This is a genomic window from Pseudonocardia humida (assembly GCF_023898865.1).
Classification (GTDB): Bacteria; Actinomycetota; Actinomycetes; order Mycobacteriales; family Pseudonocardiaceae; genus Pseudonocardia; species Pseudonocardia humida.
In genome coordinates, this window is the sequence record NZ_JAGSOV010000071.1 from 24870 (window position 1) to 38623 (window position 13754).

The 13754-nt window shown below is 75.2% G+C and carries 15 protein-coding genes; 8 read left to right on the forward strand and 7 right to left on the reverse strand.

Translation table 11 applies throughout. From position 1 onward, the window contains the following. Nucleotides 1–20: 20 nt before the first annotated feature. The 5 genes from KDL28_RS32845 to KDL28_RS32865 form a co-directional block, all read right to left on the reverse strand. Nucleotides 21–761: a cobalt-precorrin-4/precorrin-4 C(11)-methyltransferase gene (locus tag KDL28_RS32845; protein WP_252444858.1), complete on the reverse strand. Its 741-nt coding sequence runs from the start codon at nucleotides 759–761 to the stop codon at nucleotides 21–23. Further along, nucleotides 758–2005: a precorrin-6y C5,15-methyltransferase (decarboxylating) subunit CbiE gene (gene cbiE, locus KDL28_RS32850; protein WP_252444860.1), complete on the reverse strand. Its 1248-nt coding sequence runs from the start codon at nucleotides 2003–2005 to the stop codon at nucleotides 758–760. The genes KDL28_RS32845 and cbiE overlap by 4 nt, the downstream gene beginning before the upstream one ends. Beyond that, nucleotides 2002–2406 (reverse strand): pyridoxamine 5'-phosphate oxidase family protein, encoded by a 405-nt coding sequence (locus KDL28_RS32855; protein WP_252444862.1) that lies wholly within the window; start codon nucleotides 2404–2406, stop codon nucleotides 2002–2004. Before KDL28_RS32855 ends, cbiE begins: the two co-directional genes overlap by 4 nt. Before the next feature lie 102 nt (nucleotides 2407–2508). Then, entirely contained in the window at nucleotides 2509–3366 is an 858-nt protein-coding gene (locus KDL28_RS32860) for an alpha/beta fold hydrolase (protein ID WP_252444864.1), read from the reverse strand. A gap of 100 nt (nucleotides 3367–3466) precedes the next feature. Continuing rightward, nucleotides 3467–3796: a DUF1330 domain-containing protein gene (locus KDL28_RS32865; RefSeq protein WP_252444866.1), complete on the reverse strand. Its 330-nt coding sequence runs from the start codon at nucleotides 3794–3796 to the stop codon at nucleotides 3467–3469. Between the two features lie 165 nt (nucleotides 3797–3961). Here KDL28_RS32865 and KDL28_RS32870 point away from each other — a divergent pair, with 165 nt between their 5' ends. Next, nucleotides 3962–4867, forward strand: coding sequence for a hypothetical protein (locus KDL28_RS32870; protein WP_252444867.1), 906 nt, complete (start codon nucleotides 3962–3964; stop codon nucleotides 4865–4867). 12 nt (nucleotides 4868–4879) lie between these two features. On the opposite strand, the gene KDL28_RS32875 is transcribed toward KDL28_RS32870, so the two are convergent. Both KDL28_RS32875 and KDL28_RS32880 read right to left on the reverse strand, forming a co-directional pair. Further along, nucleotides 4880–7114 carry a serine/threonine-protein kinase gene (locus KDL28_RS32875; RefSeq protein ID WP_252444869.1) on the reverse strand — a complete coding sequence of 745 codons (2235 nt, stop codon included), beginning with the start codon at nucleotides 7112–7114 and terminating at the stop codon, nucleotides 4880–4882. 41 nt (nucleotides 7115–7155) lie between these two features. Further along, nucleotides 7156–7584: a QcrA and Rieske domain-containing protein gene (locus KDL28_RS32880; RefSeq protein ID WP_252444871.1), complete on the reverse strand. Its 429-nt coding sequence runs from the start codon at nucleotides 7582–7584 to the stop codon at nucleotides 7156–7158. A gap of 143 nt (nucleotides 7585–7727) precedes the next feature. Here KDL28_RS32880 and KDL28_RS32885 point away from each other — a divergent pair, with 143 nt between their 5' ends. From KDL28_RS32885 to KDL28_RS32915, 7 genes are all read left to right on the forward strand, one after another. Then, nucleotides 7728–8453: a MerR family transcriptional regulator gene (locus KDL28_RS32885; RefSeq protein ID WP_252444873.1), complete on the forward strand. Its 726-nt coding sequence runs from the start codon at nucleotides 7728–7730 to the stop codon at nucleotides 8451–8453. Continuing rightward, a complete protein-coding gene (locus KDL28_RS41785) occupies nucleotides 8347–8718 on the forward strand; it encodes a D-arabinono-1,4-lactone oxidase (protein WP_308216094.1) in 372 nt (123 codons plus the stop codon). The genes KDL28_RS32885 and KDL28_RS41785 overlap by 107 nt, the downstream gene beginning before the upstream one ends. A gap of 80 nt (nucleotides 8719–8798) precedes the next feature. Next, nucleotides 8799–9458 (forward strand): GntR family transcriptional regulator, encoded by a 660-nt coding sequence (locus KDL28_RS32895; RefSeq protein WP_252444876.1) that lies wholly within the window; start codon nucleotides 8799–8801, stop codon nucleotides 9456–9458. Nucleotides 9459–9662: 204 nt separating this feature from the next. Further along, nucleotides 9663–11051, forward strand: a complete 1389-nt coding sequence (locus KDL28_RS32900; RefSeq protein WP_252444878.1) for an MFS transporter — start codon at nucleotides 9663–9665, stop codon at nucleotides 11049–11051. A 34-nt stretch (nucleotides 11052–11085) separates the two neighbouring features. Beyond that, nucleotides 11086–11967 (forward strand): transketolase, encoded by an 882-nt coding sequence (locus KDL28_RS32905; RefSeq protein WP_252444880.1) that lies wholly within the window; start codon nucleotides 11086–11088, stop codon nucleotides 11965–11967. Further along, a complete protein-coding gene (locus tag KDL28_RS32910) occupies nucleotides 11964–12950 on the forward strand; it encodes a transketolase family protein (protein WP_252444882.1) in 987 nt (328 codons plus the stop codon). Before KDL28_RS32905 ends, KDL28_RS32910 begins: the two co-directional genes overlap by 4 nt. 17 nt (nucleotides 12951–12967) lie before the next feature. Further along, nucleotides 12968–13729, forward strand: coding sequence for an SDR family NAD(P)-dependent oxidoreductase (locus KDL28_RS32915; protein ID WP_252444884.1), 762 nt, complete (start codon nucleotides 12968–12970; stop codon nucleotides 13727–13729). The last annotated feature ends 25 nt before the right edge of the window (nucleotides 13730–13754 follow it).

The following is a 13754-nucleotide window of genomic DNA, read 5'->3' on the forward strand; positions in this document are numbered from 1 at the left end:
CAAGCTCGCTCATCCGCGTCTCACCGGGCCCGGGTGTCGGAGTAGAGGTGGCTGTCCGGGAAGTGCTCGGCGGCCAGCGCCGGCCCGACGACCACGACCGCGGCCATCGTGATCCCGGCCGCGCGCACCTGCTCGGGCAGCGACGACAGCGGTCCGCGCAGCACCACCTGGTGCTCGCGGCTGGCGTGCGCGACGACGGCGGCCGGGCAGTCCGGGCCGTGCACCCCCGACACCGCCGCCACCAGCTCCTCGATCCGGTGCACCGACAGGTGCAGCACCAGGGTGCCGCCCGAGCGCCCCAGCTCGGCCAGCCCCTCGCCGTCGGGCATCGGGGTGGCCAGCGCGGAGATCCGGGTCAGCGTGACGGTCTGGGCGACCGTGGGCACCGTCAGCTCCCGGCGCAGCACGGCGGCCGCGGCGGCGTAGGCGGGCACCCCCGGGCACAGGTCGTAGGGCACCCCGGCGGCGTCGAGGCGGCGCATCTGCTCGGCCAGCGCCGAGAACACCGACAGGTCGCCGGAGGCCAGCCGGGCCACGTCGAGCCCGGCCTCGTGCGCGGCCACCATCTCCGCGACGATCTCGGTCAGCGTCAGGTCGGCGGTGTCGATCCGGCGGGCGCCGGGCGGGCAGATCTCCAGCATCTCCGGCGGCACGTAGGTGCCGGCGTACAGGCAGACCTGGGAGGCGGCGATCAGGTCGCGCGCGCGCAGCGTGAGCAGGTCGACCGCGCCCGGGCCGGCCCCGATGAAGTGCACTGTCATCCCGACGTCCCCATCGGCTTGGTCACGCTCCAGATCGTCACCGGCATCGCCGGGCGCCAGCCGGTGAACCCGCCCACCGGCGCGGCCCGGGCCACCGACAGCCGGGTCAGCTCACCGCCGTGGCGCGAGCGGGCGGCGGCGAGCACCCCCTCGGACTCCACGGTGACGGCGTTGGCCACCAGCCGCCCGCCCGGGCGCAGCGCGTCCCAGCAGCGGGCCGGCACGCCCTCGGCGGTGAGGCCGCCGCCGATGAACACCGCGTCCGGATCGGGCAGCCCGTCGAGCGCATCGGGGGCGCGGCCGGTCACCACCCGCACGCCGGGCACGCCCAGCGCGTCGGCGTTGGCGGTGATCCGGGCGGCGCGCGCGGGGTCGGGCTCCACGGCGACGGCCCGGCAGGTCGGGTGGGCGCGCGACCACTCCACCGCGATCGAGCCGTTGCCCGCCCCGACGTCCCAGAGCAGCTCGCCGGGCCGCGGCCCGAGCAGCGCCAGCGTCACGGCGCGGACCTCGCGCTTGGTCAGCTGGCCGTCGTGGTCGTAGGCGTCGTCGGGCAGGCCGGGGGTCACCGCGCGCGGGCGCGCGTCCGGACCCGCGGCGCACTGCACCGCGACGAGGTTGAGGGGATCGCCGGGCGGGTGCGCCCACGCCCCTGCGGTGCCGTCGAGGCGGCGCTCGGCCGGGCCGCCGAGCTGCTCGAACACCGCCAGCGCGGAGTCGGCCCACCCGTCGGCGGCCAGCAGCGCGGCCACCTCGCCCGGCGTCGCGGGCCCTTCGCTCAGCACGAGCAGCCGCGCCCCCGGGGCGAGCACGCGGCGCAGCGCGGCCAGCGGGCGCCCGACCGCGCTGACCACCTCGACGGAGTCGACCGCCCAGCCCAGCCGCGCGCAGGCCAGCGACACCGACGACGGGTGGGAAAGCACGTCGACCGCGGCGGCGCCCAGCACCCGGGTCAGCGTCGTCCCCAGGCCGTGCAGCATCGGGTCGCCGCTGGCCAGCGCGCACACCCGGCGCCCGCGCAGCCCGGCGAACAGCTCCGGCAGCGCCGGCAGCATCGGCGACGGCCAGGGCCGGGCCTCGGCCCGGGTGCGCCCGGCCACCAGCGCGAGCTGGCGCGGCCCGCCCAGCACCACCTCGGCGTCGCGGAGGGCGGCGCGTCCCGGCTCCGCCAGCCCGGCCCAGCCGTCCGCGCCGATGCCGACGACCGTGACCCGCGCGGCGGCGGCCTCGACGGGAGCGGTCACCGCACGCTCCCGAGCATCCGGTCGACCACGATCTCCAGGACCACCCGCTCGGGGTGCGGGCGCGGCGTGCGGTAGCGCCGGGCGTAGCGGCGCTCGGCCTCGGCGACCGCCGCCGGGTCGGCGCGCACGATCCCCCGGCCCTGCAGGGTCGACCACCGGGTCCCGTCGATGCCGGTCACCGCCACCCGGGCCCCGCCCGTGCCCGCCGCCAGCACGTTGCGGATCTTCTGCGAGCCCCGCCGGGCGATCACCCTGGCCAGGCCGGCGGGCAGGTCGACGGTGACGCCCACGGCCACCAGGTGCGGTGTGCCGTCGCGCCCGACCGTCGCCAGCAGGCAGATCCGGCGCTCGGTCCAGAACCGCGCGAAATCGGCACCGACCGCGTCGAAGACCCCAGGCACGCGGCCATCCTCTCCCCCGCCCCCGCCGCGCCCCCACTCCCGCCGCGGTGACACCCACCACCCCGGCACGGCCCGGATTCCCGAGGAGACGCCGGCCGCACGTCAACCCGCTTCGGCCAGGAAGCCTCGGACGAGGTCGAGGACCGCGTCCGGCCGATCGGCCGGGACGACGTGGGCGGCGCCGGGCACCTCGACGTAGCGGGCGTCGGCGATCAGCGCGGTCGCCCCGGCGATCGGGCCCCGGGGCACCAACCGGTCCTGCGCGCCGCGGACGAGCAACGTCCGCGCGCGCAGGTCGGGCAGTCGGGGCCGCAGATCGGTGCGCATGCGCCGGGGTCCGTAGGACTCGCGCTGGAAGTCGTCGAGCACGTGCTCCCCGGCGGCCAGCGCGGCTCGGGCCTCCGCGGCCGAGAGCCGGACGATCTCGTCGAAGCGCGGGGTCGCGCGACCGGCGGCGAGGGTGCGCGCGAGGCTGCGGCGCAGCCGCGCCTCGTCGGCGTAGTAGCGGGTCGCCCAGCGCTGGAGGCGGTCCGAGCGCAGGAACCCGTAGGTGAGGAGTTGGGCCGGGCGGCGGGACTCGTAGCCGCCCGGAGCGATCGCGACGAGTCGGTCGACCCGCCCCGGGTGGTCTAGGGCGACGGCCGTGGCGACACCACCGCCCATCGACAGGCCGACGAGGTGGGCGCGGTCCAGGCCCCAGGCGTCGAGCAGCGCGACCACCAGCCTGCGCAGTGCGTCGATCCCGGCCGGTCCCGGCCACGGGCGGGACCGGCCGTGGCGGGGCCAGTCCGGCGCGTACACGCGGAAGTGCTCGGCGAGCGGCGGCACGAGCGGGCCCCAGCACAGCTCGGCGGTGTCGAGGGCCGCGCCGTGCAGCAGGACCACGGCCGGGCCCGCGTCGCCCGCCCGCAGGTACCCCACCGGCCCCTCGGGCAGGTCGAGCGTCGCGGAGATGACCACAGCGCGATCCCAGCAGTGCATGACCGATCAGTCAAGATCAGTCATGTGGTCAAGGCATGGGTCGTCGAGTTCGACGGGTGAGCGGCCGGGCCGGCCGCGCTCAGGAGGCGGGCCGCAGGACGTCGGTGGCGCGGTGCCCGGCCCCGACGCCGTCGACCAGGATCGCGGTGCCCCGCGAGTTGCGGGTGCGCAGCGGCAGGATCTCCTGGTAGGCGGCGGAGTCGTACCACCCGCGGGCGCGCTCGGCGTCCGGGAACGCGATCACGATCAGGGTGCCGTCCCAGGTGCCCTCCAGCGGCACCGGGACGGCGCCGTGCACCGCGAACTCGCCCCCGAACGGGGCGAGGGTCGCGTCGATGCGCTCCAGGTACTCCACGATCTCCGCGCCCATCTCGACGTCGCGCAGGATCGCCACGGCGTAGGCGGTCATCTCGGCCCTCCTCGATCTCGGTGGTTCGACCTGGTCGAGGGTGGCCCGCCGACCGACGCGCGTCGATGACCCCGGACGTCATGCAGATGCCTACCGCGCGGGGTCGGTCGCTGCCCGACGGGCGCGTCGCGTGCGACGATGACGGCGTGACGACCAGAAAGGGCCATGCCGCGTAGGCGCCCCGACCAGCTCCGCACCCGCCGCCCGGTCCACTGCGGATCCGGACGGCCGATCCCCGCGATCCCCCGGACGTCCGCGTCCACCGCGCGCGCCGTCGCCGAACTGGAGCGCACGCGGCTGCACCCCGGTGCCGTCGCCGAAGCGCTCACCGCGTGGGCCCGGTTCGTCCGCGCTCCCGTCCGGGAGCTGGAGGATCACGCCCCCGGCGCGTGCCCGAACCCCGACTGCCAGTGGGACGACCCCGTCGTGCGCCGCCGGGCGCTGGGCGCGGCCCTGCACGCGCTGCCGGTCGCGGCGGCGCGCGAGCTGCGCGCGCTCGTCCGGCCCCTCGACGAGACCTTCCTGGCCCGATCCCTGCCCACCCCGCGGACAGCTCACATCCGCGACCTGCTGACCGAGCCCGGGCGCGGCGAACCCCGCCCGTGGCCTGCGGACGCGTTCACGTTCACGGTCGAGCTGGCGGCCCTGGGCTGGCTGCGCGTACGGGTCGGCGACGGGCGCGCGGAGCAGAAGGTGCTCGCCTCCTACCTCACCCCGGCCCTCGACCAGCTGCTCGCCGCCCTGGTCTCGCTCACCACCGGGGCCCGGGACGCCCGGGTGGACTGGGAGCTCGAACCGGGCCGGTGCCGCTGGCTGCTCACCGCGGACCCGTACGGCCACGCCCGGGTGCGCATCCGGCTGGTCGCCGACCGGGACCTGGACCTGCCCGACGCCGGCCACCCCGTCCTGGACGCCGACATCCCCCTGCGCGACCTCGTCCGCACGGTGGCCGCCGGGGCGCGCGCCCTGCTGACCCGGCACGGCGAGGACGGGTACGCCCGCCTGTGGCACGCCGGCCCGTTCCCGACCGGGCACCTGCTCGCCCTCGAGCGGTGGTGCGACCGGTCGTGACGGCGTCCCGGCTCAGGCGGTGCCGGCGATGTTCAGCACCGTCACCGTCCCGTCGTCGAGGTTGGTGACGTAGGCTTGCCGCCCGTTCGGGGCCACCGCGATGCTGGTCGGGCTGCGTCCGGTCGGCACCCGCGCGGTGATCGCGAACGTCGTCGCGTCGAACACCTGGATCGCGTTGTCGTCGACCGTGGCGAGGTAGCCGTGGCGCCCGTCCGGGGCCATCGACACGTCCTGCGGGTGCGGCGCGGTCGGCACCGTGGCGATCACCGCGTTGCTGTTCAGGTCCGTCACCGACATCGAGCTGCTGTCGTAGTTGACGTTGAACAACAGCGGCTCGCTGGGGTGGGCGAGGATGCTGTGGGGGCTCAGCCCGACCGGGACCGTGGTGATCGGCGTGTTCGTGGCGGTGTCCAGGATCGTCACGACGTTGGACTCGTGGTTGGCCGCGTACAGGCGGGTCCCGTCCTCGGAGACGTCCACCCAGTGCGGGTTCGGCGCCACCTCGACAGTCGCCGTCACCGCGTTCGACGCCGTGTCGATGACGGTGATCGAGCCGGAGTCGTGGTTGGGCACGTAGACCGTGCGCCCGTCGGGGGTGACGTCCAGGGCGAACGGCCGCACGCCGGTCGGCACCCTGGCCACGAAGGTGCTGGTGGCCGTGTCGAGCACGCCGACCTCGTTGACGGTGCGGTCGTTGTTGAAGATGCTCACGTACGCGCGGGTGCCGTCCGGGGAGAACGCCACGAACTGCGGACCGCCCTCGGGCACCGGGATTGCGCCGGTGACGCTGTTGATGGTGGTGTCGAACACGGTCAGGACACCGGCGCCGCGGTTGGCGATGTAGGCGTAGCGGCCGTTCGGCGCGATCTCCATGTAGCCCGGGGTGGGCCCGACCGGCACGGTCGGACCGACGGTCGGCGACGCGCTGCTGTTGCCCACCGGCGCCGGCGCCGCCTCGGTCGGCAACGGCGCCGCGGGGGCCACCGGCACCGGCGGCGCCTGCGCGGGGGCGGCCTGCTGGGGGTCGAGCGGCTCGCTCGGCTCGCCGCCGCCCCGCCAGGGGCCGATCACCAGCGCGGTCGCCGCGGCGGACAAGATGACCAGCAGCAGGGCGAGCAGCACGAGCCGGGTGGCGGGACGCCGGGGACGTCGGGCGAAGTCGGGTCCGCCGGGTGGCGGGACGGGCGGCGGACCGGGAGGCGGGCCCGCTGCCGGTCGGGGAGCCGGGATCGGGGACGGACCGGAAGCCGGAGCCGGCTGCGGAGCCGGGCTCGGGGACGGGGCCGGTCGTGGGGCCGGGCGCGGGGTCGGGCTCGCGGCCGGGACCGGCGCGGCGGCCTCGAACCGGCCGGCGGGGACGGCGACCGGTGTGGTCCGGTCGTCTGCCGTCCGGTCGTCGGCGGTCCGGTCGTCGGCGAGGTCGGTCGGCACCGCGGCCGGCAGCAGCGCGGCGCGCGCGGCCGCGGCCAGCTCACCCGCGGTGGCGTAGCGCTCGTCGGGTTCCTTGGCCATCCCCCTGGCCACCACCCGGTCGAGCTGGGGCGGCACGCCCGCCACGAGCTCCGACGGCCGGGGCGGCGGCAGCTGCAGGTGGGCGTACATCAGGGCGGGCAGGTCGTCGCCGGCGAAGGGCTTGACCCCGGTCAGGCACTCGTGGAGCACGCAGGCCAGCGAGTACACGTCGGCGCGCGCGTCGATCGGCTGGTTCTCGAAGCGCTCGGGCGCCAGGTACGCCCACATGCCCGCGCCGGCCACGTTGGTCATCGGCTGCGACCGCGCGGGTCCGGCGGCCTGGGCCAGGCCGAAGTCCACCACCTGGACGCTGTCGGGCGGGGTGACCAGGATGTTGGACGGCTTGACCGCGCGGTGCACCAGCTTCGCGGCGTGCGCGGCGTCGAGCGCGACGGCCACCTGGCCGACCAGGTCGACCGCGCGGCCCGGCGCGAGCGGCCCCGCGGCCAGCAGCGCCGCCAGGCTCGGCCCGTCGACCAGCCGCATGCTGAGGTAGAGCCGGCCGTCGATCTCGCCGAAGTCGTGGATCCGGATCACGTGCGGCTCGCGCAGCCGGGCCGCGGTGGTGCACGCGCCGTGGAACCGCCGCTTGTAGCGGGCGTCCTCGCCCAGCGCGGCGGGCAGCAGCTTCACCGCCACCGCCTGGTCGCGGCGCTCGTCGTGGGCGCGGTACACCTCGCCCGTCGCACCGCTACCGATCAGCTCCTCGATCCGGTAGTGACCGAACTGATCCATGAACAACACCCCGCGGTCTGGAAGCGCGCCGTCACCGACGGTCATTGCAGCACGATCTGCCCCTCGACGACAGAGACCGGGCGGGAGTTCAGCGGGCGCGGCGCCGGGCCCTGCTGCACGGCACCGTCGAGGGCGTAGCGACTGCCGTGGCAGGGGCAGACGAGGCTGGTGCCCTCGACGCGGTTGACGATGCAGCCGGTGTGCGTGCAGACCGCCGAGAGCCCGGTGAAGCGGCCGGCCTCGGGCTGGGTGACGACCAGCTCGAGGCGTTCGACGACGAGCGCGCCGCCGACCGGGACGTCCGCGGCGGCGGCCACCGGCGTGCCGCCGGACCCGACGGCGGCCGGCGCTCCGGGTGCCGCGCTCGGCGGGTCCGCCGGGGGCGCGACCGGCTCGGGAGCCGCACAGGCGGTCAGACCGGCGGCGGCGCCACCGAGGAGCACGTGACGGCGGCTGGGCGAAGGGGGCATCGGATCCTCCGGGACGGGTCGTCCAGTGTGCCCGCCGCCGCGCGCCGGACCACCGAGGACTCCGGGACCGGTGCACCCGGCACACCGCTCACGGGGTCGTGGCCCGGCGGATACGGTGGATCCGATCCCGAGGAGCGGTCGTCGTGGCCTGGAGCACCCGTCAACTCGCCGAGCTCGCCGGCACCAGCCCGCGGGCCGTGCGGCACTACCACGAGGTCGGGCTGCTGCCCGAGCCCGAGCGGCGCTCGAACGGCTACAAGCAGTACGGCGTGTCCCACCTCGTGCGCCTGCTGCGGATCAAGCGGCTCACCGAGCTCGGGTTCTCCCTGCCCCGGATCGCCGACATGGGTGAGGCCGACGAGCACCCCGCGGAGGCGCTGCGGTCGCTGGACGCGGAGCTGGCCGCGACGATCGAGCGCCTGCAGCGGGCCCGCGCCGAGCTCGGCGTGATCCTGCGGGGATCGTTGCCGACCGACCTGCCCGCGGACATCGGGCCCGCCGCCGCGGGCGCCGACCTCTCCGCGGCCGACCGCTCGTTCGTCGTGGTGATGACCAGGGTGCTCGGTCCGAGAGGGCTCGACACCTACCGGGAGCTGCTGCAGGACCCGGCGCCGGACCCGGACCTGGCCGCCTTCGACGACCTGCCCGCGGACGCCGACGAGCCGACCCGCGCCGAGCTGGCCGACCGGATGGCCCCCGCCGTGCGCGCCCTGCACGCCCGCCACCCCGGGCTGCGGGACATCGACGCCGACGCGCCGGGTGGTGCGGCATCCACCGCGCGGACGATCGGCACGGCCATCCGCGAGCTCTACAACCCCGCCCAGATCGACGTCCTCGTCCGCGTCGAGCGGCAGCTGCGGACGCGCTGAGGCGGGCGGCGCACCGATCAGCGGGACACCGGTCGACCCCTCTACGCCCTCGATCTCCGATACCGACTGCTGGCCCTACCCGCGCGACTTCGCCGCCGTGCTCGACGGCTCCGACGCCGGAGCGCACTGGAGGAAGATCCACTTCCTGGCGCGGGACAGCGGCCGGGAGGCCTACCCGCAGCGGGAGTCGTTCGTGTCCGTCCGCCGGGAGCTCGACCCGGGCGGTGTGTTCCTCAACGACGGCCTCCGCCGGCTCGTCGGCTGAGCCCCGGTCCGGGAGCAGCGCCGGGAACCGGAATTGCCGAGTGTCGACATGTACGCTGTCGACACTCCAGAGGAGGCGTGGTGTCCGTAGAGCCGCTACCCAACATCGATCGCAGCACGTTGCGCGAGCGCGTGCTGCGGGCGCTGCGCTCGGCGATCACCTCGGGTCGGTACCGGCCCGGCGACCACCTCGGCGAGGTGGACCTCGCGGCGAGCCTGGGCGTGAGCCGGGGCACGGTCCGCGAAGCCCTGCGCCACCTGCAGCAGGAGGGCCTGGTGATGGCGAGCACCCGCGGGATGCTGCGGGTGAACACCCTCTCCGCGACCGAGATCCGCGGCCTCTTCCGGGTGCGCGCCGCGCTGGAGGGGCTGGCCGTCCGGGAGATCGTCGCCTCGCCGCGCCGCGACGCCGCGGTCGCCGCCCTGCGCGAGTCACTGCTGTCGTTGCGCGACGGCGACGACTTCGGGGCGCAGGTCGAGGCCGACCTCGGCTTCCACATGCGGCTCTGCGAGCTCTCGGGCAACCCGATGCTGGTCGAGTCGTGGCGCCACCTCGAGGGCCGCATCCGAGCGACGATCATGAACCGGGAACCCGACGAGGCGCCGGCGATGATGACGCCCGCGCGGCACTCCCCCATCGTCGACGCCATCGCGGCGGGCGACCTCGACACGGCGATCGCCGTCGTCGAGGAACACATGGCCGCGGCGGCCGATCACTTCGCCGGTCCCGCCGAGTCCTGACCACGCAGGTCAGAGCGTCTACCTGCGGATCTTCCGCGCGTCCGGGGCGCATCGCCCCGGGCTGAGGGCGCGCGAACTCCTCGCCATCGGCGGTTGACATCCCGCGCTCGAGACCCCATCGTTGCTCCCCACCTGCCGAGTGTTAACAGTCGGACTCTCGGGAATCGAGAGTCGGTCCTCGGCACATGGATCAGCGGAGATCACATGACTGAGAACTGCGCCCCCGCCGGGGCGGTCGATCCGCGCACCGCGGTCGAGGGCACCCCAGCGCGCAAGCGGGTGGCCGTCGGCTCGTCGATCGGGGCGACGATCGAGACCTACGACTTCATCGGCTTCGGCACGGCCGCGGCCCTCTACTTCAACCAGGTCTTCTTCCCGTCGACCGATCCGCTCTCCGGGACCCTGCTGTCGTTCGCGACGCTGGGCATCGGGTTCGCCGTGCGCCCGATCGGCGGCATCGTCGGCGGGTACCTGGGCGACCGGATCGGGCGCAAGCCGGTGCTGGTCGGATCGCTGCTGCTGATGGGCATCGCGACCGTGCTGATCGGGCTCCTGCCGACCTACGACCAGATCGGCGTGTGGGCCGGCATCCTGCTCGTCGCGGTGCGCGTGGTGCAGGGTCTGGCGTTCGGCGCCGAGTGGGGCGGCGCGATCCTGATGACCTTCGAGCACGCCCCGTGGCGCAAGCGGGGCCTCTACACCGGGATCACGCAGGCGGGCTTCCCGGTCGGGCTGCTGCTGGCCAACCTGGCGTTCCTGCTCAGCGTCCCGCTCGGCGACCAGTGGGCGTGGCGGGTGCCGTTCCTGCTCAGCGCCGTGCTGATCGTGGTGGGCATCGTCATCCGGCTCAAGGTGGAGGAGTCCCCGGAGTTCGAGTCGCTCAAGGCCGAGGGCGAGGTGTCGAAGAACCCGCTGGCCGAGGTGCTGCGCACGGACTGGCGCAACGTGCTGCGCGCGTTCTGCCTGCGCATCACCGAGACCGCGGGCTACGCCATCTCGGTCACCTTCGTGCTGTCCTACCTGTCCACGACCGAGCTCGCCGACCGCTCGGTGACGCTGTTCGCGCTGATGCTCGCGGCCGGGATCGGCATCGCCGCCACCGTGGCCTGGGGCGCCCTGACCGACCGCGTCGGACGACGACCGGTCTACCTGCTCGGCACTGCGCTCAGCGTGGCGTGGGGCGTGCCGCTGTTCCTGATGCTCAACACCGGGCTCGCCACGGCCGTCGTGCTCGCCTTCGTGATCAGCTACGCCGTCTGCCAGAACAGCCTGGCCGGGGTGCAGGGCGCCTGGTTCTCCGAGCTCTTCGCCGCTCGCACCCGCACCAGCGGCGCCTCGCTGGCCTACCAGCTCTCCGCGGTCGTCTCCGGGTTCACCCCGCTGGTCGCGACCGCCCTCTACGCCGGCACCGGCTGGATCGGCCCGGCCCTGCTGTTCAGCGGCTACGGCGTGCTCGGCTTCGTCGCCGCCCTGTCGACCCGCGAGACCTGGGGCCGCGAGGAGCGCGCCGAGGTCGCCGCGCTGGAAGCCGCGCTCGCCGCGCCGTCGGCCGCCGAGCCGGTCCGCCGTCCCAACACGGTGTCCGGCGCGTGAACCCCGCCGACACCCCGACTACCAGGAGGAAGCGATGACCTCGCCGACCACCGTCACCGGACCGGCGGCCGCCGCCGGGCACCATGAGCGCATCGCGCGGCTGCGCGCCGCCGCGACCCGCATCCGCCGCCACGCCTTGGACATGGGGGAGGTCCAGGGCCAGGGCTACATCGGCCAGGCCCTCGGCGTCGCCGACGTCCTCGCCGTGTTCTACGCCCGCGGCGACGGCGAGCTGCGCCTGCGTCCCGACGACCCGCACTGGGACGGCCGCGACCGGTTCCTGCTCTCGATCGGGCACTACGCGATCGCCCTGTACGCCGCGCTCGCCGAGGCCGGGACGATCCCGGTCACCGAGCTGGCGACCTACGGGTCCGACGACTCCCGACTGCCCATGTCCGGGATGGCGTCCTACACCCCCGGCATGGAGATCTCCGGCGGCTCCCTCGGCCACGGCCTCGGCGTCGCCTGCGGCATGGGCCTGGGGTTGCGCCACCGCGGCAACCCCGCCCGGGTGGTCAACCTGCTGTCCGACGGCGAGCTCGACGAGGGCTCGACCTGGGAGGCCGCGATGGCCTGCGCCCACCACGGCCTGGACAACGTCATCGCGGTCGTCGACGTCAACGGCCTGCAGGCCGACGGCCCCACCGCCGGGGTCCTGCGCACCGAGCCGGTCACCGAGAAGTGGCGGGCGTTCGGCTGGAACGCCGAGCGCGTCGACGGCAACGACGTCGCCGCCCTGGTCGACGCCCTCGACCGCATCCGCGACCACACCGGCGGCCCGTCGGTGCTGATCTGCGACACCCGCGTCGGGCGCGGCGTCGGGTTCCTGGAGACCCGGGAGAAGGCCCACTTCATGCCGGTCGCCGCGCACGAGTGGCAGGCCGCCCGCGAGCAGCTGGAAGGACCGGCCCGATGACGACGGCCCAGAAGAAGCCCACGACCTCGGCGATGATCGCCTCGTTCGCCGACCCCGACCAGCGCACCACCGCCGCCCCGTTCGGGCACGCCCTCAACCGACTGGCCGAGGAGCGCCCGGAGGTCGTCGGGCTGTCCGCGGACCTGGCGAAGTACACCGACATGCACGTCTTCCGCGAGGCCCACCCCGGGCGCTTCTTCCAGATGGGCATGGCCGAGCAGGTCATGCTCGGCGCCGCCGCGGGGATGGCCGAGGTAGGACTGGTGCCGTTCGCCTCCACCTACTCGGTGTTCGCCACCCGGCGCGCCTACGACTTCCTCTGCCTCGACATCGCCGAACCCGGGCTCAACGTCAACGTCGTCGGCGCGCTGCCCGGCTTGACCACCGGCTACGGGCCCAGCCACCAGGCCACCGAGGACCTGGCGATCCTGCGCGCCTGCCCGAACCTGACGATCGTCGACCCCTGCGACTCGGTCGACATCGAGCAGGCCGTGCCCGCGCTGGCCGACCACGCCGGTCCCACCTACCTGCGCCTGCTGCGCGGCAGGGTGCCGACCGTGCTCGACGAGTACGACTACCGCTTCGAGCTGGGCCGGGCCGCGGAGCTGCGCACCGGGCGGGACGTCCTGTTCGTCGCCACCGGCCTGATGACCATGCGCGCCCTGCAGGCGGCCGCCCGGCTGGAGGCCGACCACATCGACGCCGCCGTGCTGCACGTGCCGACGATCAAGCCGTTCGACACCGCGACCGTCCTTCGCCAGATCGCCGGCGACCGGCTGGTGGTCACCTGCGAGAACCACACCGTCGTCGGCGGGCTGAGCGAGTCCGTCGCCGCCGCGGCCGGCTTCGCCGGGATCGCCACCCGCATCGTCGCCGCGGCGCTGCCCGACGAGTTCCTCGCCGCGGGCGCCCTGCCCACCCTGCACGACCGCTACGGCCTGTCCACCGCCGCGCTCTGCGCGCGCGTCAAGGCCGAGCTGTGACCCCCCAGGAGAACACCGTGCCCGTCACCGACCTCACCGCCGTCGTCACCGGCGCCGCGTCCCGGCGCGGAATCGGCCGCGCCACCGCCCACGCGCTCGCCGCCGCCGGCTGGAACATCGCCGTGCTCGACCTCGACGAGGCCGCCGCCAAGGAGAGCGCCGACGAGATCGCCGCCCGCCACGGCGTGCACGCCGTCGGCCTGGCCTGCGACGTCACCGACGAGTCGGCCGTCGCCGCCGCCGCCGACGCCCTCGCCGCCGACCCGCGCCCGGTCGGCGCGCTGGTCAACAACGCCGGCATCACCTCGCCCACCCGGTTCCTCGACGTCGAGGCGGCCGAGTGGGACCGCGTGTTCGCCGTCAACGTCCGCGGCGCCTTCAGCATCACCCGGGCACTCGCCCCCGGGATGGTCGAGCGCGGCTTCGGCCGCATCGTGTTCCTCTCCTCGGTCTCGGCCGAGCGCGGCGGCGGCGTCTTCGGCGGGGTCGCCTACTCCGCGGCCAAGGCCGCCCAGCTGGGCTTCGCCCGCGCGCTGGCCCGGGAGATCGGCCCGAACGGGGTGACCGTCAACAGCGTGGCCCCCGGGCTCATCGACACCGACATCACCGGCGGCGCCCTGGAGGGCGAGCGCAAGGCCGCGCTGCTGGCCGGCATCCCGGTCGGGCGCAGCGGCCGGGTCTCCGACGTGGCCGACCTCATCACCTACCTCTGCCGCGCGGAGTCCGGCTACATCACCGGCGCAACCTACGACGTCAACGGCGGATCGCACATCCACTGAGGATCCCGGTGCGCGGCCGCGATGA

Bases quoted from the DNA above. Each gene is read 5' to 3' on its own strand.
- KDL28_RS32870 (WP_252444867.1), top strand. From the start codon at position 3,962: ATGCCGCGTAGGCGCCCCGACCAGCTCCGCACCCGCCGCCCGGTCCAC.
- KDL28_RS32875 (WP_252444869.1), bottom strand. From the start codon at position 7,114: ATGGATCAGTTCGGTCACTACCGGATCGAGGAGCTGATCGGTAGCGGT.
- KDL28_RS32910 (WP_252444882.1), top strand. From the start codon at position 11,964: ATGACGACGGCCCAGAAGAAGCCCACGACCTCGGCGATGATCGCCTCG.
- KDL28_RS32845 (WP_252444858.1), bottom strand. From the start codon at position 761: ATGACAGTGCACTTCATCGGGGCCGGCCCGGGCGCGGTCGACCTGCTC.
- KDL28_RS32880 (WP_252444871.1), bottom strand. From the start codon at position 7,584: ATGCCCCCTTCGCCCAGCCGCCGTCACGTGCTCCTCGGTGGCGCCGCC.
- KDL28_RS32900 (WP_252444878.1), top strand. From the start codon at position 9,663: ATGACTGAGAACTGCGCCCCCGCCGGGGCGGTCGATCCGCGCACCGCG.
- KDL28_RS32905 (WP_252444880.1), top strand. From the start codon at position 11,086: ATGACCTCGCCGACCACCGTCACCGGACCGGCGGCCGCCGCCGGGCAC.
- KDL28_RS32865 (WP_252444866.1), bottom strand. From the start codon at position 3,796: ATGACCGCCTACGCCGTGGCGATCCTGCGCGACGTCGAGATGGGCGCG.